At 69.9% G+C, this 15,949-nt stretch carries 15 protein-coding genes; 8 read left to right on the forward strand and 7 right to left on the reverse strand.

Going from position 1 to position 15,949, the window contains the following annotated elements:
* Nucleotides 1–3 precede the first annotated feature (3 nt).
* On the reverse strand, nt 4–1,263 hold the full coding sequence (locus AVME950_RS04610; protein ID WP_498737984.1) for an efflux RND transporter periplasmic adaptor subunit: 1,260 nt from the start codon (nt 1,261–1,263) through the stop codon (nt 4–6).
* A 50-nt stretch (nt 1,264–1,313) separates the two neighbouring features.
* On the opposite strand from AVME950_RS04610, the gene hpnC reads away from it, so the two are divergent.
* The 3 genes from hpnC (at nt 1,314) to AVME950_RS04625 (ending at nt 4,965) form a co-directional block, all read left to right on the forward strand.
* On the forward strand, nt 1,314–2,243 hold the full coding sequence (hpnC, locus tag AVME950_RS04615) for a squalene synthase HpnC (RefSeq protein ID WP_502869363.1): 930 nt from the start codon (nt 1,314–1,316) through the stop codon (nt 2,241–2,243).
* Between the two features lie 238 nt (nt 2,244–2,481).
* Complete coding sequence (locus AVME950_RS04620; RefSeq protein ID WP_284428908.1) at nt 2,482–3,882, forward strand: L-serine ammonia-lyase; 1,401 nt, start codon at nt 2,482–2,484, stop codon at nt 3,880–3,882.
* Nucleotides 3,883–4,062: 180 nt separating this feature from the next.
* Complete coding sequence (locus AVME950_RS04625; RefSeq protein WP_284428909.1) at nt 4,063–4,965, forward strand: amino acid ABC transporter substrate-binding protein; 903 nt, start codon at nt 4,063–4,065, stop codon at nt 4,963–4,965.
* Nucleotides 4,966–5,030: 65 nt separating this feature from the next.
* Here the strand turns inward: AVME950_RS04625 and AVME950_RS04630 are convergent, their stop codons facing one another.
* A complete protein-coding gene (locus tag AVME950_RS04630; RefSeq protein WP_284428910.1) occupies nt 5,031–5,777 on the reverse strand; it encodes a hypothetical protein in 747 nt (248 codons plus the stop codon).
* Nucleotides 5,778–5,904: 127 nt separating this feature from the next.
* Between AVME950_RS04630 and AVME950_RS04635 the strand changes: the two genes are divergently transcribed.
* From AVME950_RS04635 to hpnE, 3 genes are all read left to right on the forward strand, one after another.
* Nucleotides 5,905–6,204, forward strand: a complete 300-nt coding sequence (locus AVME950_RS04635; protein ID WP_284428911.1) for a hypothetical protein — start codon at nt 5,905–5,907, stop codon at nt 6,202–6,204.
* Nucleotides 6,205–6,713: 509 nt separating this feature from the next.
* The gene (hpnD, locus tag AVME950_RS04640; RefSeq protein WP_284428912.1) at nt 6,714–7,553 is read left to right on the forward strand and encodes a presqualene diphosphate synthase HpnD; all 840 of its coding nucleotides are present in this window, start codon (nt 6,714–6,716) and stop codon (nt 7,551–7,553) included.
* A gap of 14 nt (nt 7,554–7,567) precedes the next feature.
* A complete protein-coding gene (gene hpnE, locus AVME950_RS04645; RefSeq protein WP_284428913.1) occupies nt 7,568–8,911 on the forward strand; it encodes a hydroxysqualene dehydroxylase HpnE in 1,344 nt (447 codons plus the stop codon).
* Between the two features lie 63 nt (nt 8,912–8,974).
* Here the strand turns inward: hpnE and AVME950_RS04650 are convergent, their stop codons facing one another.
* Nucleotides 8,975–10,225, reverse strand: coding sequence for a YihY family inner membrane protein (locus AVME950_RS04650; RefSeq protein WP_284428914.1), 1,251 nt, complete (start codon nt 10,223–10,225; stop codon nt 8,975–8,977).
* 21 nt (nt 10,226–10,246) lie between these two features.
* Between AVME950_RS04650 and AVME950_RS04655 the strand changes: the two genes are divergently transcribed.
* Together AVME950_RS04655 and AVME950_RS04660 are read left to right on the forward strand one after the other, a co-directional pair.
* Entirely contained in the window at nt 10,247–10,699 is a 453-nt protein-coding gene (locus tag AVME950_RS04655) for a DUF2069 domain-containing protein (protein ID WP_284428915.1), read from the forward strand.
* 67 nt (nt 10,700–10,766) lie between these two features.
* On the forward strand, nt 10,767–12,194 hold the full coding sequence (locus tag AVME950_RS04660; protein ID WP_284428916.1) for an FAD-binding oxidoreductase: 1,428 nt from the start codon (nt 10,767–10,769) through the stop codon (nt 12,192–12,194).
* 30 nt (nt 12,195–12,224) lie between these two features.
* Here the strand turns inward: AVME950_RS04660 and AVME950_RS04665 are convergent, their stop codons facing one another.
* From AVME950_RS04665 to AVME950_RS04680, 4 genes are all read right to left on the reverse strand, one after another.
* Nucleotides 12,225–12,737, reverse strand: a complete 513-nt coding sequence (locus AVME950_RS04665; RefSeq protein ID WP_284428917.1) for an Ivy family c-type lysozyme inhibitor — start codon at nt 12,735–12,737, stop codon at nt 12,225–12,227.
* Nucleotides 12,738–12,851: 114 nt separating this feature from the next.
* Nucleotides 12,852–13,838, reverse strand: coding sequence for a thymidylate synthase (locus AVME950_RS04670; protein WP_284428918.1), 987 nt, complete (start codon nt 13,836–13,838; stop codon nt 12,852–12,854).
* Nucleotides 13,839–13,896: 58 nt separating this feature from the next.
* Nucleotides 13,897–14,718, reverse strand: a complete 822-nt coding sequence (gene phnX / locus AVME950_RS04675) for a phosphonoacetaldehyde hydrolase (protein WP_284428919.1) — start codon at nt 14,716–14,718, stop codon at nt 13,897–13,899.
* Nucleotides 14,719–14,768: 50 nt separating this feature from the next.
* Complete coding sequence (locus AVME950_RS04680) at nt 14,769–15,893, reverse strand: TIGR03364 family FAD-dependent oxidoreductase (protein WP_284428920.1); 1,125 nt, start codon at nt 15,891–15,893, stop codon at nt 14,769–14,771.
* Nucleotides 15,894–15,949: the final 56 nt, after the last annotated feature.

Below are 15,949 nucleotides of genomic sequence, written 5' to 3' on the forward strand. Positions count from 1 at the left end.
CCTTCAGCGGGCGGACGATGCGGTCGCGGCGGGTGCCGGGCCGGAGGCCGCGGCACTGGCGGGACTTGCCACGCCATTGACAGCCGTCTGCGCTGGACTGGATTGCGCTGCAGGCGTTTTGGGCTGGTACGGCACGACCTTCTGGCCGGGCGACAGCACGTGCACGCCCGTGGCCACCACCTGCATGCCCGGGGCCAGCCCCGAAGCCACCACGGCCTCGTTGCCGTCCGCCGTGGCGATCTGCACGGTTTGCGACCGCACGGTGCCGCTGGCGGCGTCGAAGACCCACACGGCCGTCTGCTGGCCGTCCTGGCGCAGCGCGCTGGTGGGAAGCTTGATGGCCTGCTGGCCGGCCTGGCCCAGGGCCTCGGGCGTGACGTACACGGTGGCGCCGAGCGGCGGCGCCTCGGCGCCTTCGATGGCCACCTTGATCTGGAAGGTGCGGGTGACAGCATCGGCGCTGGCCGCCACCTCGCGCACCCGGCCGGTCAAAGGCGCGCCGCCCGACCACGACCGCACGGCCACCGGCTGGCCGGCCTTGACGCGGGCGACCTTGTCTTCCGGCACGACGAAGACCACGTCGCGGGGGCCGTCCTGAGCAATGCGCACCACCGGCGTGCCGGCGGACACCACCTGGCCCGGCTCGGCATCGATGCTGGTGACCACGCCCGACACGTCGGCCACCAGCCGCGTGTAGCCGGTCTGGTTGCCCTGCGAGGCCAGTTGCGCACGCGCCTGGTCGAGCGAGGCCTCGGCGGCCTTGAGGGTGGAGGCGCGGCGCTCCAGTTCGGCGCCGCTGATGAAGTTCTGCGCCTTGAGCGCGGCGTAGCGCTGGTAATCGGCGGCGGCCAGGTCCCGCTGCGTGGCGGCGGAGGCCACCTGCGCGCGCGACGCGTCGGCGGCCAGTTGGTAGTCGCGCGGGTCGAGCTGGGCCAGCACCTGGCCGGCCTGCACGCGCTGGCCCAGTTCGGCCTGGCGCTGCACGATTTTGCCCGCCACCCGAAAGCCCAGGCGCGATTCGATGCGCGCGCGCACCTCGCCGGCATATTCGAGCTGGGTGTTCAGCGGGGCGGCGCCCACGGTGAGCAGCTTGACCGAGCGCACCGGCTCGGGGGCGGGCTCGGGCTTGGAGCAGCCCACGCCCGCGAGGACGGCCGCGCCGACGGCCAGCCCCCCCATCGCGCGCTGCACCCAAGAAAATGCCCCGTGACGGGGCTGCGAGGGGAACGGCCGGGAAAGCCGCGGCGCGACAGAGGTGTTCATGCTGGTTCCGGGAAAGCGGTTCGTTTTAATGACTGACTGGTTAGTAATCTATGAGAAGCCCCGTCACCTTGTCAAGCGACAATCGCGCCGTGACGCTTCCCTCCTCCGATCCCCGCCCCCGCTCCGCACCGCCCGGCCCCCCCCAGGCGCCGGCCGTGACGCACTACGAAAACTTTCCCGTGGCCTCGCTGCTGTGCCCACCGCACCTGCGCCAGCCCATCGCGGCCATCTACGCCTTCGCCCGCGCCGCGGACGACCTGGCCGACGAAGGGGACGCCGGCCCGGACGAGCGCCTGGCGGACCTGGCAGCCTATGGGGCCGAACTGCAGTCCATCGCCGCCGGCCACCCGCCCGGCGCGCGCTGGGCCGCCATCTTCGGCCCGCTGCAGGCCGTGCTGCGCAGCCATGCCCTGCCCGTGCCGCTGCTGGCCGACCTGCTGAGCGCGTTCACGCAGGACATCGCCCGCACGCGGGACGGCGCCGTGTACGCCGACCGGGCCGAACTGCTGGATTACTGCCGGCGCTCGGCCAATCCCGTCGGCCGGCTGCTGCTGCACCTCTACGGTGTGCACGATGCCGAATCGCTCGCGCGCAGCGACGCCATCTGCTCGGCGCTGCAGCTCATCAACTTCTGGCAGGACCTGAGCGTGGACATTCCGCGCGGGCGCCACTACCTCACCGACGCCGACTGCGCGGCGCACGGCGTGGACCGCGCAGCCCTGTCCACGCTGCGCACCACGCCCGCCACGCGCGCGCTGGTCAACGACTGCGCGGCCTGGGCGCGCGGGCTGATGGACCAAGGCGCGCCCCTGGTGCACCGCCTGCCCGGGCGCGCCGGCTGGGAGCTGCGCCTGGTCGTGCAGGGCGGACTGCGCATCCTGGACAAGGTGGAGGCGCTCGACGGCGACAGCCTGCACACCCGCCCGCGTTTGCGCCCGCTGGACTGGGCCCGCATGCTGGGCCGGGCCGTGGCGATGTAAGGCGAATTCATGCCCGGCAAGCGCGGCTTCAGTCGCGGCTCTGTAGGCCGATAATCCAGGCATCGAATCGGCCTTCAGCACAATGAGTACTAGGGCATGACGCTATATTTTTTGTAGCAATCGATTTTGATTGAGCCGGTAAGGCACAGGCCTCGCGCAAGGCCGCCCCGGGATAGCGAGCATGCCCGGCCCCCGCCAGCCGGTTAGCCTGCGCGCCCCACAGCCCTCATTGCCCGCCATGTCCGTCAGCGTTTTCGACCTGTTCAAGATCGGCATCGGCCCGTCCAGCTCCCACACCGTCGGCCCCATGATCGCGGCGCGGCAGTTCGCCGTCGCCCTGCGCGATTGCATGGGCCTGGCGCCCGTGCACCGCGTGGTGGTGGAGCTGTTCGGCTCGCTGGCCGCCACCGGCATCGGCCACGGCACCGACCGCGCCGTGCTGCTGGGCCTGGCCGGGCACGAGCCCGACCGCATCGACCCGGACCGGATCGGCCCGACAGTCGAGGCGATCCGCACGGGCGGCCAAATCGACCTGCTGGGCACGCACCGCATCGCCTTCATCGAAAAGGAGCACCTGCTGTTCCGGCGCAAGAGCCTGCCGTTTCACCCCAACGGCCTGAGCCTGCATGCCCATGGGGCGCAGGGCGAACTGCTGCTCACGCGCACCTACTACTCGGTGGGCGGCGGCTTCGTGGTGGACGAAGGCGGCCAGCGGGTGCTCAACAGCGTCGAGGCCCTGGACCAGGGCGCAGCAGGTTCCGGCATGGGACTGCCGCACCCCTACCGCACCGCCGCCGAACTGCTGGCCCAATGCGCCGCCACCGGGCAGAGCATCGCCGCCGTCACGCTGGCCAACGAAGGGCACTGGCACAGCCGCGCGCACGTGCGCCAGCGACTGCTGCAGATCTGGCAGACCATGGCCGGCGCCGTGCAGCGCGGCTGCGCCAGCCACGGCAGCCTGCCCGGCCCCATGCGGCTGCAGCGCCGCGCGGGCCAGCTGCACCAGACGCTGTCCGGCCGCGCCGAGGAGGCGCTGCGCGATCCGCTGTCGATGCTGGACTGGATCAACCTCTACGCCATGGCCGTCAACGAGGAGAACGCGGCGGGCGGGCGCGTCGTGACCGCGCCCACCAACGGCGCGGCCGGCGTGATCCCGGCGGTGCTGCACTACTACGTGAAGTTCGTGCCCGGCGCCGACGAGGACGGCATCGCCGACTTCCTGCTCACGGCCGGTGCCATCGGCATCATCTACAAGGAAAACGCATCGCTCTCGGGTGCCGAGGTGGGCTGCCAGGGCGAGGTGGGCGTGGCCTGCTCGATGGCGGCCGGCGCGCTGGCGGCGGTGATGGGCGGCACGCCCGCGCAGGTGGAGAACGCGGCCGAGATCGGCATGGAGCACAACCTGGGCATGACGTGCGACCCGGTGGGCGGGCTGGTGCAGATCCCCTGCATCGAGCGCAACGCGATGGGCGCGATCAAGGCCATCAACGCCGCGCGCATGGCCCTGCGCGGCAACGGCACGCACATGGTCTCGCTCGATCAGGTCATCAAGACCATGATGCAGACCGGTGCCGACATGAAGAGCAAATACAAGGAAACCTCGCGCGGCGGGCTGGCGGTGAACGTGGTCGAGTGCTGAGTGAGGGCGCTAACCCGGGGCTGCGCCGTCGCCGGTGTGGCGAATAAGACGCACCTGCACGCGGGGGCGCGGGCAGGCCCTGCCTTTTTTCGTTACACGCACATACACTTTGCGGTTTTCGCCCGTGCGGGCACCGGCGCATCCGCCGCCCTCCTTCATCCGCCTTTTTCGCCTCCACCCATGCATCTCCTTTCTCGACTGCGCCCCTGGGCGCTCATGGCGGCCCTGGCCGCGTTCGGCAGCGCTGCCCCCGCGTGGGCGGAAGACACCCTGGCGCGCATCGCCAGCTCGGGCGAGCTGAAGCTGGGCCACCGCGAAAAGTCCCTGCCGTTTTCGTTCAAGGACGCCAACGGCGCGGTGAAGGGCTACACGGTAGACGTGTGCCTGCAGATCTTCGACGAGATCAAGAAGGAGCTCAAACGCCCCGACCTGCGCGTGCACTACCTGCTGGTGGACGGCAAGAACCGCATCAGCGACGTGAAGGACGGCGTGGTGGACCTGGAGTGCGGCGGCACCGCCAACACGGCCGCGCGGCAAAAGGAGATCGCGTTCAGCCACCACATCTTCGTGGCGACCTCTTCGTTCCTCGTGCGCAAGAACTCGGGCATCAAGACACTGGACGACCTGCAGGGCAAGAAGATCGCCGTGCAGGGCAAGACCACCAACGAAGGGCTGCTGCGCGCCAACGAGCGCACCTACAACCGCCACTTCAACTACGTGCTGGCCGACAGCACGATCGACGTGGTGGGCGCGCTGGTCAAGGGCGAGGCCGATGCCGCCTTCGCCGACGATGCGGGCATCTGGATTCCGCTCACCCGCCTGGGCAAGAACGTGGACGACTACCAGTTCCTGGAAAAGCGCCTGTCGCTGGAGCCCTACAGCATCGGCCTGCGCAAGGACGATCCCAAGTTCAAGGAACTGGTGGACCGCGTGACGCGCCGCATGATCCAGGGCGGCGAGATGGCCGCGCTGTACAAGAAGTGGTTCAGCGTGGAGCAGCAAGGCATGCTCCCAATGAGCATGTTCATGAAAGAGGCGCTGCGCCGGCCGAGCGACATGGGTGTGGAGCAGATCGCCTTCTGAGGCCCGCCTGCCACCATGGCGGCAGGCAGTGGGGGCCCGGAGCCGATGGCCCCCGGTCCACCGGCTTACATGTAGCCTTGGTCGATCGCCTCCTGGTGTTCTCGCAACTCTTTTTCCTTGCGCTCCCGAATTTCTTCTGGCGTGCTGGGAGTCGAGTACAGCATTGACGACAGCCCCTGGCTGTCGAACGCTTCTTCGATGTCCTTGGCCACGCTTTGCAGGGCGTCCAGCTTGCGGAAAGACTGGCCGAGGTCCATCTTCGCCATCTGGCTGAGTGAGGCATGCAGCTTGGGATCGGCATAGCGCAGGCCGTCCATCTCGTCGCTGGCGAGCAATTGCTTGAGCTGGGCCTGGCTCTTGATGATCGCATCGCGCTGGCCCGACAGTTCGTCGAACTCCTGGGCGGTCTTGAAGGTACTCACCATCTTCGCGCCGCTCCGGCGCATCGTGCCCTCCAGATCGAAGGCCATGCCCGTCTGATCGACCTTGGTGAACTTGCCGGACAGGTCCGCCAGTTTCTCCAGCATCGGAAGGTTGGCCGTCAGTGCCTGGCTCACATGGTGCACCACAGGAATGTTCATCCTCGCCATTTCGTTGCGAAGGGCGTTGTGTTCACGGACCACTGCCTTTTTCTGAGCGGACAGGGTCTCATACCGTGCGCTCAGCGCGTCGTACTCCTTGTCGGACATGGCATCGGTCGCGTTGTCCAACGCCGTGTCCACCTGATGGTGCTCCCTGATCACGGCCTCCATGCGGGCCTTGGCCTCCAGGTATTGCGCCTTGACCTGCCGGGTTCCGCGGATGAACTGCAATTTGGGCTGGGCCGTATCGGCTTCCGAGGACTGGGGCCTGGTCCGCCCGAAACTCGCAGAGGTGGCTGCCTGCTGAGGCCTTGCAGCTTGCGCCGTGCTCGTCGGACGGGCGGGGCTTGCAGGGGTCGTGGGACGCGAAGGACTCGTCGGGGTCGAGGGGCGCGACGGGCTCGTGGGGCGTGAGGGGCTCGAAGAGCCCGAGGAACTGGTGGAGCTCCAGGAGCTGAGGGAGCTCGAAGAATTGGAGGAACCCCAGGAGCTCAGCGAGCTGAGGGAGCTGGACGAACCGGTGGGGCGCATCGACGTGCGGTGCACTCCCGGCTGGGAAGCAGGTGCATTGCTGCGCCCATCGCCGAACATCTTCAAGCCCGCGGGCCCGGGCTGTTGTTTCCGCGGAGAAGGCGCGGCAGCCGTGGCGTGCTGGTAACTTGGGGTCTGCACACGCTGCTGCTGTTGGCCAGCGAGGCCAGCCTGCTGGTTTCCCGGCCGGAACGACTGCAGGTTGGCCCGGGGCTGTTGCGACTGCGGGCCTTGCGGACGGGCGGCCGCGCCATTGTTACGCGAACTCAATTTGGAGAACACGGTGTCCTGCTGCGGCCGGGACTGCGCGGCACCCGACTGGGTCTTGGCCTGACCCGTCGTTTTCGACGCCACCTCCTTGACGAAGCGGTTGCCCGCCGATAAGACCTTGGAAGCGAACTTGGAACTGAGGGACATGGAAAAACCTTTCGAGGCGGTCGCTCGCCGTGCCTCGCATCGGGAAATCGCCGCTTGAAATGCACTGTAGGCACGCTCTGTTCGAGCACGGCACGGCCACCCGAAAGCGCGAGCAGGAATGCGAAGGCACCCTCCCCTGGCCTGGCCGCAGGCCGGCCCCTGCCCCGAGCCAGCCCGGTTCGCCGCCGAGCCCGGGCGCCCATGGGAGAATCGCGCCCCATGACACCGGAACAGTACGTCCAGCAAAAAGCCGCCGCCTCGGGCAGCAGCTTCTATTACGCCTTTCTGTTCCTGCCCGCGCAACGGCGCGCCGCCATCACGGCCTTCTATGGCTTTTGCCGCGAGGTCGACGATGTGGTGGACGAAGTCTCGGATGCCGGCGTGGCCCGCACCAAGCTGGCCTGGTGGCAGGCCGAGGTGGCCCAGTCCTTTGCCGGGCGTGCCACGCACCCAGTGATGCAGGCGCTGATGCCGCACGTGGCGGCCTACGGCATCGAGGAGCGCCACCTGCAGGCCGTGATCGACGGCTGCCAGATGGACCTGGAGCAGACGCGCTACCTCGACTTTCCCGGCCTGTCGCGCTACTGCCAACTGGTGGCGGGCGTGGTGGGGGAGGTGGCCGCGCGCATCTTCGGGCAGACCGACGACCGCACCACCGAATACGCGCACACCCTGGGCCTGGCATTTCAGCTCACCAACATCATCCGCGACGTGGGTGAGGACGCGATGATGGGCCGCATCTACCTGCCCGTGGCCGAGCTCCAGCAGTTCGACGTGAAGGCGCATGAGATCCTCAAGCGCCAGTATTCCGAGCGGTTCACGGCGCTGATGCGCTTTCAGGCCGAGCGCGCGCACCGGCTCTACGACGAAGCGCTCGCCCTGCTGCCCACGGGCGACCGGCGCGCCCAGAAGCCCGGGCTGATGATGGCCAGCATCTACCGCACCCTGCTGCGCGAGATCGAGCACGACGGCTTCCAGGTGCTGCACCAGCGGGTGAGCCTCACCCCGCTGCGCAAGCTGTGGCTGGCCTGGAAGGTGCAGGCCCTCGGACGCCTCTGAGCCGGCTTTCTTCCATGCAACGTGTTGCCATCATCGGGGGCGGCTGGGCCGGCATGGCGGCGGCAGTGGCCGCAGCGCAGGCGGGGCACCGTGTGACCGTCTTCGAGGCCACCCGCGTGCTGGGCGGCCGCGCGCGCGCCCTGCCCGCCACCGATGCGCCCGGTGCGCCAGCCGCCCCGCCCCCTCTGGACAACGGCCAGCACATCCTGATCGGCGCCTACACCGAGTGCCTGCACCTCATGGCGCAGGTGGGTGTGGACCCGGAAGCGGCCCTGCTGCGCATGCCGCTGTCGCTGCGCTTCGCCGACGGCAAGGGCATCCGCCTGCCGGACATCGCGCCCCCCTGGGACGCCGTGTGGGGCATTGCCACCGCCCGGGGTTGGGGCCTGCGCCAGCGGCTGGCGCTGATGACCACCACCGCCCGCTGGATGTGGGGACTGGGCGGATTCCGCTGCGAGCCCGGCGATACGGTGCTGACCATCAGCCAGGGCCTGCCGCCGCAGCTGATGGCGGAATTCGTCGAGCCGCTGTGCGTCTCGGCGCTCAACACCCCCGCCGCCGAAGCCAGCGCCACGGTGTTCCTGCGCGTGCTGCGCGATGCGCTCTTCAGCGGGCGCGGCGGCTCCAACCTGCTGCTGCCGCGCACCGACCTGGGCGCGCTGTTTCCCGAACCCGCCGCGCAATGGCTGCAGGCCCAGGGCCACACCGTGCACCGGGCGCGCCGGGTGCAGGCCATCGCGCCCCAGTCACCGCCATCGAGCGGCTGGACGGTCGATGGCGAGGCCTTCGACACCGCCGTGCTGGCCCTGCCCAGCAGCGATGCGGCCAGGCTGGTGGCCGCGTGCGCGGGCTCAGAGCAAGCCGCGCCGCGCAAGGCGCTGTGCTCCGCGCTGTACGACTGGGCGGCCTTGGCGCAGGCGATGCGTTTCACCGCCATCGCCACCGTCTATGCGCGGGTGCCGGGCGCCCAGGGGCCCGTGCTGGAGAGCCCCATGCTGGCCCTGCGCTCTTCGGCGCAGGAACCGGCCCAGTTCGCCTTCGACCGCGGTGTGCTGGGCGGCCCGCCGGGCCTGCTGGCCCTGGTGGTGAGCGCCTTCGAGGGCGACCGTGCCGAGCGCGAACAGCAGGTGCTGCGCCAGGCCATGCGCCAACTGGGCCTGCCGGCGCTGGACCTGGTGCAGACAGTGGTGGAAAAGCGCGCCACCTTCGCCTGCACGCCAGCCCTGCAGCGCCCGTCCAACGCGATCGCGCCGGGGCTGTGGGCCTGCGGCGACTATGTGCGCGGGCCCTACCCCGCCACGCTGGAAGGCGCGGTGCTGGCAGGCACGGCGGTCGGGCAGCAGCTGGGCAAAAAATAGGCTCCAGCGCAGATTCCACTAGGGCATATAGCTACAAAAACAATAGCAAGTGCCCGCCGTGACTCACGCCGGGCGGGGCAGCACGTCCGCCATCTTGAGCACGGACACGCCCGTGTTGCCCCAGAAACGCTCCAGGCTGTCGGCCCGCTCGATCAGCAGCCGCTGCACCAGCGGCTCCAGCGACGTGGCGGCGGGATCGGCCACCAGCAGGTAGCGCGGCTCCACGGTCTCGGGCACGCCGGCGGCGGTTTCGTTGACCTGCACCACCCAGTCCAGGGCGGTGAGCGCCTCCAGCACGGGCTCCAGCTGCAGCGCATCCACGCGCAGCGCCTGGCACAGCGCGCTCATGCGCAGCCCGCGGGCCGGTGTCTCATGTGCCCGGTGCAAGGCCTGCAACGCCTCCACCGCCAGCTGGAAGGTCCAGCCCTGGCCGCTCGCCCGGCGCGCCACCCCGTTGAGCAAGCTGGGCAGGTAGGCCGCCACCACCGCGCCCAGCAGCACGATCACCCAGGCCACGTAGATCCAGACCAGCAGGATCGGCAGCGTCGCGAAGGCGCCGTACAGCACCGAATACGTGGGCACCGAGGCCAGGTACAGGCCGAGCACCTTCTTGGCCACCTCGATCCCCACCGAGACAAACACGCCACCCGACCACGCATGGCGCCATTTGACCTGCGTGTTGGGCACGTAGCGGTACAGCGCCGCGGTGCCGCCGGCCAGCAGCAGGAATTCGATGGAATCGAACAGCAGCCGCGCGCTGTCGGGCAGCGCGTCGTGCAGGCCGCGCGAGGCCGAGGACGCCACCGACGTGGTGAGCGCCAGGCTCGCCGCCAGCACCAGGGGCCCCAGCGTGATGACCGCCCAGTAGATCAGCACGCGCTGGCCCAGGGGCCGCAGCCGGCGCACGCGCCAGATGTTATTGAGGGTGCGGTCGATGGTCAGGACCAGCGCCAGCGCCGTGCCCAGCAAAATCGAAAACCCCGCCACGCCCAGGCCGCTGGCCTTGGCCGCGAACTGCGTGAGGTAGCCCAGCACCTGGCGCGAGATGCTGTCCGGCACCAGGCTGTCCACCAGCCAGCGCTGCAGCCCCGTCTGCAGGGTGCCGAAGATGGGAAAGGCGGTGAACACGGCCAGCGCCACGGTGAAGAAAGGCACCAGCGCCAGCAGCGTGGTGAAGGTCAGGCTGCTGGCGGTGAGGCCCAGGCGGTCCTCGCGAAAGCGCTCGCGCAGGGTGTGCGCCGTGGTGCGCCAGGGAAAGTGCGACAGATCGGCCAGGACGGCTTCGAAGCGCTGCGCGAGTGGGGCTAAAGGCATGGCCGATATGATGCCACCCCGATGGCCTCTTCCCCCCTCTCTCCCGGCGCGCACCGCGCCGCATCCGGCACCGGCGCCCCGGCCGCCCCCGACGTGGCGGCCACCCGGTGGCTCGCCGTGGGCAGCCTGCTCGGCCTGATCGTGCTCAGCCTGGCCTGGGAGCTGTGGCTCAGCCCGCTGCGGCCCGGCGGCTCGTGGCTGGCGCTCAAGGCGCTGCCGCTGGCGTTCCCGCTGGCCGGGCTGCTCAAGCACCGCATGTACACCTACCGCTGGGTGAGCCTGGTGGTGTGGCTGTATTTCACCGAAGGCGTGGTGCGCGCCTGGAGCGATCCGGCCCCTGGCCGGTGGCTCGCGCTGGTCGAAGTGGCACTGTGCCTGGCGCTGTTCACCGCCTGCGCGCTGCATGTGCGCCTGCGCCAGAAGCACGCACGTGCGGCCGCGGCCGCGGCGACACCGGCCCCGTCCACGCCCTGAACACCCCAAAACGGCCTCGCCCCACGCCCCTTCCATTCCCCGTTTTTCGCGAGCATTCGAGAACACCATGTCCACCCTGATCGACACCCTGCGCCAGACCGTCGGCGCCGCCCATGTACTCACCGAAGGCGACCTCACCGCCTGGGAGCAGGACTGGCGCCGCCGCGCGCGCGGCAAGGCGCTGGCCGTGGTGCGGCCCGGCAGCACGCAGGAGGTGGCCGCCGTGGTGCGCGCCTGCGCCGCCGCCGGCACCGCGATCGTGCCGCAGGGCGGCAACACGGGGCTGGCGGTGGGCTCCATTCCCGACGAGACCGGCACGCAGGTGCTGCTGAGCCTCACGCGGTTGAACGCCATCCGCGCGGTGGACGCCGACAATTTGACGCTCACCGTGGAGGCCGGCGCCATCCTGCAGAACGTGCAGGACGCGGCCGAGAAGGCGGGGCTGCTGTTCCCCTTGAGTCTCGCGGCCGAGGGCAGCTGCACCATCGGCGGCAACCTGGCCACCAACGCCGGCGGCACGCAGGTCGTGCGCTACGGCAACACGCGCGACCTGTGCCTGGGACTGGAAGTCGTCACGCCGCAGGGCGAGGTGTGGGACGGCCTCAAAGGCCTGCGCAAGGACAACACCGGCTACGACCTGCGCGACCTGTTCATCGGCAGTGAAGGCACGCTGGGCATCATCACCGCCGCGACGATGAAGCTCTACCCGCAGCCCGCCGCCAGCCTGACGGCCTGGGCCGCGGTGCCGTCGATGGAACACGCCGTGCAATTGCTGGCCCTGGCGCACAAGCACCTGGGCGCGGGCCTGACCGGCTTCGAGGTGATGGGCCGCTTCGCTCTGAGCCTGGTGGCCAAGCACATGCCGCAGCTGCGCGTGCCCTTCATCGACCAGGAAGACGTGCCCTACGGCGTGCTGCTGGAAAACAGCGACAGCGAGTCGGAGGCGCACGCCCGCACGCGCTTCGAATCGCTGCTGGAAACCGCCTTCGAGGCCGGCTGCGTGACCGATGCGGTCGTGGCCGAGAACCTGGCGCAGGCGCACCAGCTCTGGCACATCCGCGAAAACATTCCGCTGGCCCAGGCCGAGGAAGGGCTGAACATCAAGCACGACATCTCGGTGCAGATCCCCCGCATCCCCGCCTTCGTCGAATACGCCGACGCGCTGCTGCAGCGCGAGATTCCCGGCGTGCGGCTGGTCAACTTCGGGCACCTGGGCGACGGCAACCTGCACTACAACGTGCAGGCGCCGGCCGAGGGCGATGCCAAGGCCTTCCTGCGCGACGAGGAAGCCCGCGTGAACCACCTGATCTACGAAGCCGTGGCGCAGTTCGGCGGCTCGTTCTCGGCCGAGCACGGCGTGGGCGCGCTCAAGGTGGACAAGCTGGAGAAGTACCAGTCGCCCGTGGCGCTGTCCATGATGCGCGCCATCAAGGGCGCGCTGGACCCGCAGGGGCTGATGAACCCGCACTGCATGCTGCCGGTGCACGGCGCCTGACGGCCGGGCCACCGGGGCGGCCCGGCGGGATCAGCGCCGCGCGTCTTCCAGCACCTTGCGCACGTCGGCGGGCAGGGGCACCGGCGCGCCGGCATCCTGCACGTCCCATTCCTCGTCGCCCGTCTGCAGCCACACGCGCATCGCGTCGCGCGACGGGTCCACCACCACAGCCGCCGCCTGGGCGTCCGGCTGGGTCGACCGGCGGCCGGTGATGTAGAGCAGGCCGCCTTCCTGCCGCAGCGGCGTGCTGACGGCCATGTTCTGCAGGAACTCCGGGTGGTTGACGGGACCGAGCAGTTCCTTGACCCGCACCCCCATGGGGCCGGTGCGCAGAAAGTCCGAGCCCTCCGAAGGCTTGCGGCCCACCTGCGCCTGCACGCTGGCCCAGCGGTTGGCGGCGGCCGGTGCCGCAGCCGTCGCAGCGGACGCGGCCGGCTTGGCGGGAGAGGACGTGGAGGCCGAGGGCGTGAGCGGCACGTGGGTGCCGCAGCCGGCGGCCAGCACCGCTGCGGCGAACAATGGCAAAGAGGACGAAAGGCGCATGGGGCGGATTTCCTTGGAATCGGGGAAGCAACCGGCGAGCTTATCCGCTGATGCCCCCGAATCCATCGCGCCCCATGCCGCCCATGGGCGTTTCGGCACGCCACCCCGCGATATTCACACGGCCATGGGGGCCGTGATGTGGGCGTGGTGCTGGTAGCTTTCGAGCGAGAAGTCCGACGGCTCGACCGCCTCCAGCCATTCGGGCGCGTAGGTGCCGGTGACGGCGTAGTCCGGGATGCGGTCGGACAGCACCAGCTTGGGCAGCGGGTGGGGTTCGCGCGTGAGCTGCTCGCGAAGCATGTCCACGTGGTTCTCGTAGATGTGCGCATCCCCGATGAAGTACGTGAACCAGCGCGGCGTGTAGCCCGTGAGCCGGCCCACCAGGTGCAGCAGCGCCGCCCCTTCCGCCAGGTTGAACGGCGTGCCGAGCCCGACATCGTTGCTCCGGATGTACAGGCACAGCGAGATTTCCTTCCTGCCCGGATTGGCCAGGAACTGATACAGCAGGTGGCACGGCGGCAGGGCCATTTCGTCCAGCTGCGCCCAGTTCCATCCGTGGAACAGGATGCGGCGGCTGCCGGGGTCTTGGATGAGCGTATCCAGGCACTGCCGGAGCTGGTCGACGGCCTTGTAGAGCAGCACGCCAGCCGGTTTGCCGTCCTCACCGCCAAGCGTGCCGATGGCCGCGTATCCCCGGCCGAGCGCGTCCGCGATCTGCGCCGGGCCCTGCGGCAGCGCCGGGTCGATCAGCTTGTAGGCCGGCCACTGGCGCCACTGCACGCCGTACACCGAACCCAGGTCGTCCTCGGCGAGGCGGTAGGGGTTGGCCAGCCACTGCGCGTTCTCGTTCGCGTTCTGGTCCCAGACCTTGCAGCCCAGCGCCCGGAAATCGGCCGCGCTGCGGCGTGCGCGCAAAAAGCCCACCAGCTCGCCCACCACCGACTTGAAGGCGAGCTTCTTGGTCGTGACGGCAGGAAAGCCCTCCTGCAGGTCGAACCGGAGCATCGCGCCCGGCAGGCTCAGGGTGCGGACGCCCGTGCGGTTGTCTTGCCAACTGCCGTTGTCGAAGATGTTCTGAACGAGGTCGAGGTACTGTTTCATGTGCCGAAGGGACGAGCCAAGGGCGGAATCGTAGCGCAAGGGGGGCCGGCAGCGCGCCTCAGGGCCGGATGCCCTTGCCCAGGCGGCCGGCGATGTCGTCGATCACCGGCAGGAGGTCGGCCACCGAATCGATCACGTAATGCGCGCCCGCGCCCTGCAGCTTGCCAGCGGCCGCTTCGCGGCGGGCCTGCTGCGCGGCCGGCGGCAGGGCGTTCCACTCGGCCAGCGGCAGCCCCATCGCGTTGCCGCTGACGGCGACGCCCACCGTCCAGGTACCCGCGTGCAACCCCTCCTGGATGCCGACCTCGGTGTCGTCCACCTTGACCACCGTGGTGGGCCACCACACCCCCAGGTCGGCGAAGCAGCGGAACATCATCAGCGGCGAAGGGCGGCCCGCTACGAGGTCGCCCGCGCAGACGAGGTTGTCCGGCGCATAGCCGCCGGCCGCGGCGATGGGCGACAGGATGTCCATGATCGGCCGGTTGTAGCCGGTGGTGGAGCCGATCTTCAGCCCCCGGGCCCGCAGCGCGGCCACGGTGTCCAGCGCGCCGGGAATGAAATCGGCGAAATCGGCCACCACTGCCGCATTCATGGGGGTGAAGACTTCGTAGAGGTGGTCGATGTCGGCATCGGCGAAGGGCCGGCCGTGCAGGTGCTCCCATTGCCGCGCCACCTCGGGCAGCAGGCTCAGGGCCTGGATGTGGTCCCACTTGGCGACGCCCATCGGGCCGCGGGCCTGCTCGATGCCGATCCGGATGCCGAATTGTTCGAACAGCCGCACGAAGGCGCCCATCGGCGCGCAGGAGCCGAAGTCGAGGATGGTGCCGGCCCAGTCGAAGACGACGGCGCTCAGCGTGGTGGTGGAAGGAGGCATGCCCATGTCGTGTCCTGATCGTGGCGCGGTGGGGAAAGGGTTGGGTGAAAGACGGCTCACCAGGCGCCGAAGGTGTCCTCGGCGATGCCGAAGGCGGTGCTGGCGCCGGTGCCGCTGGTGACGATCACCAGCCGGGTGGCGTCGTCGGGCCGGTCGATCAGGCAGTCGGTCGTGGCCGACGAGGGGTAGATGCCCACCCAGCGCTCGGTCACCCGGCAGGCCTGCAGCTTCACCGTGTCGCGCAAGTGGCGCAGGATGAGGTCGTCCACCCGCTCGTCGGCGAAGGGTTGCGGCGCGGCGCTGTAGTGGTGCGAGTCGCCCACCACCAGGGAGCCGTCGGCGCTCTGCACCACGATGAGGTGGATGCCGTTGGCCAGCGATTCGGCCTCTTCGCGCTGGAGTTGCTCGCGCAGCGCGGCGGCGGCGGGCAGGTCGCTGTAGCCCCGGTAGCGCACCAGGCTCAGGTCGGCCATGACCGAGCCGGACAGCCGCAGGCCGGGCTCGGGCATGACGCGCAGCATGTGCAGCAGGCACAGCCGCAGGCCTTGCGGCGCCAGGCGCTCGGCGAACAGGCCGTGGATGTCCGAATGGGTGCAGACCACCACGCGCTCGGCGTGCAGCACGGCGCGCGCCGTGCGCACCCGCGGCGTGGCGACCTCCAGCACCGCCTCGCCGAAGCGGAACACCACGCCATGCGCCTCGGCCAGCCATTGGGTCAGCAAACCGATGGCCGTGCGCGATTCCACCCGCATCTCGTGCGGGCTGTAGAGCACGCCCTGGGCGCCCTCCAGCTGCAGCGCGGGCGCGCGGCGGGCGGCCTCGGCCACGCCGAGCAGCTCGCAGGCTTCACCCATCTCGGTGCCCATGAACTGTTCGAGCACGGACAGGGCCTGGGGCCGGAACGCCGTCAGGTACAGGCCGTGGTGCACGGCCTCGATGCCGGCCTGGGGCGCGACCTCGCCCCACACCTCGCGAGCCCGTCGGGCGCGGCGCCAGGTGTCGCCCGCACCCTGGCCGGTGACGGTGATGAAGCCGAAGTTGCGGATCGAGGCGCCGACGCAGGCCGCGTCGCGCTCGACCACGCAGACCTTCAGGCCGCGCCGGGCGGCGGTGTAGGCATGGGCCAGGCCGACGATGCCGGCGCCGACGACGATCACGTCGAAAGTGGGGTGGGTTTCCATGGTGCTTTTTCCAGGCGGCAGGGCGGTCTTCGTCGCTGCGCGCTGTGTGTTCAGGG

It is taken from the genome of Acidovorax sp. SUPP950, from assembly GCF_030158935.1.
In the GTDB taxonomy this organism is placed as follows: Bacteria; Pseudomonadota; Gammaproteobacteria; order Burkholderiales; family Burkholderiaceae_C; genus Paracidovorax.

Bases quoted from the DNA above. Each gene is read 5' to 3' on its own strand.
- AVME950_RS04610 (WP_498737984.1), bottom strand. From the start codon at position 1,263: ATGAACACCTCTGTCGCGCCGCGGCTTTCCCGGCCGTTCCCCTCGCAG.
- hpnC (WP_502869363.1), top strand. From the start codon at position 1,314: ATGAGAAGCCCCGTCACCTTGTCAAGCGACAATCGCGCCGTGACGCTT.
- AVME950_RS04620 (WP_284428908.1), top strand. From the start codon at position 2,482: ATGTCCGTCAGCGTTTTCGACCTGTTCAAGATCGGCATCGGCCCGTCC.
- AVME950_RS04625 (WP_284428909.1), top strand. From the start codon at position 4,063: ATGCATCTCCTTTCTCGACTGCGCCCCTGGGCGCTCATGGCGGCCCTG.
- hpnD (WP_284428912.1), top strand. From the start codon at position 6,714: ATGACACCGGAACAGTACGTCCAGCAAAAAGCCGCCGCCTCGGGCAGC.
- hpnE (WP_284428913.1), top strand. From the start codon at position 7,568: ATGCAACGTGTTGCCATCATCGGGGGCGGCTGGGCCGGCATGGCGGCG.
- AVME950_RS04650 (WP_284428914.1), bottom strand. From the start codon at position 10,225: ATGCCTTTAGCCCCACTCGCGCAGCGCTTCGAAGCCGTCCTGGCCGAT.
- AVME950_RS04655 (WP_284428915.1), top strand. From the start codon at position 10,247: ATGGCCTCTTCCCCCCTCTCTCCCGGCGCGCACCGCGCCGCATCCGGC.
- AVME950_RS04660 (WP_284428916.1), top strand. From the start codon at position 10,767: ATGTCCACCCTGATCGACACCCTGCGCCAGACCGTCGGCGCCGCCCAT.
- AVME950_RS04665 (WP_284428917.1), bottom strand. From the start codon at position 12,737: ATGCGCCTTTCGTCCTCTTTGCCATTGTTCGCCGCAGCGGTGCTGGCC.
- AVME950_RS04670 (WP_284428918.1), bottom strand. From the start codon at position 13,838: ATGAAACAGTACCTCGACCTCGTTCAGAACATCTTCGACAACGGCAGT.
- phnX (WP_284428919.1), bottom strand. From the start codon at position 14,718: ATGGGCATGCCTCCTTCCACCACCACGCTGAGCGCCGTCGTCTTCGAC.
- AVME950_RS04680 (WP_284428920.1), bottom strand. From the start codon at position 15,893: ATGGAAACCCACCCCACTTTCGACGTGATCGTCGTCGGCGCCGGCATC.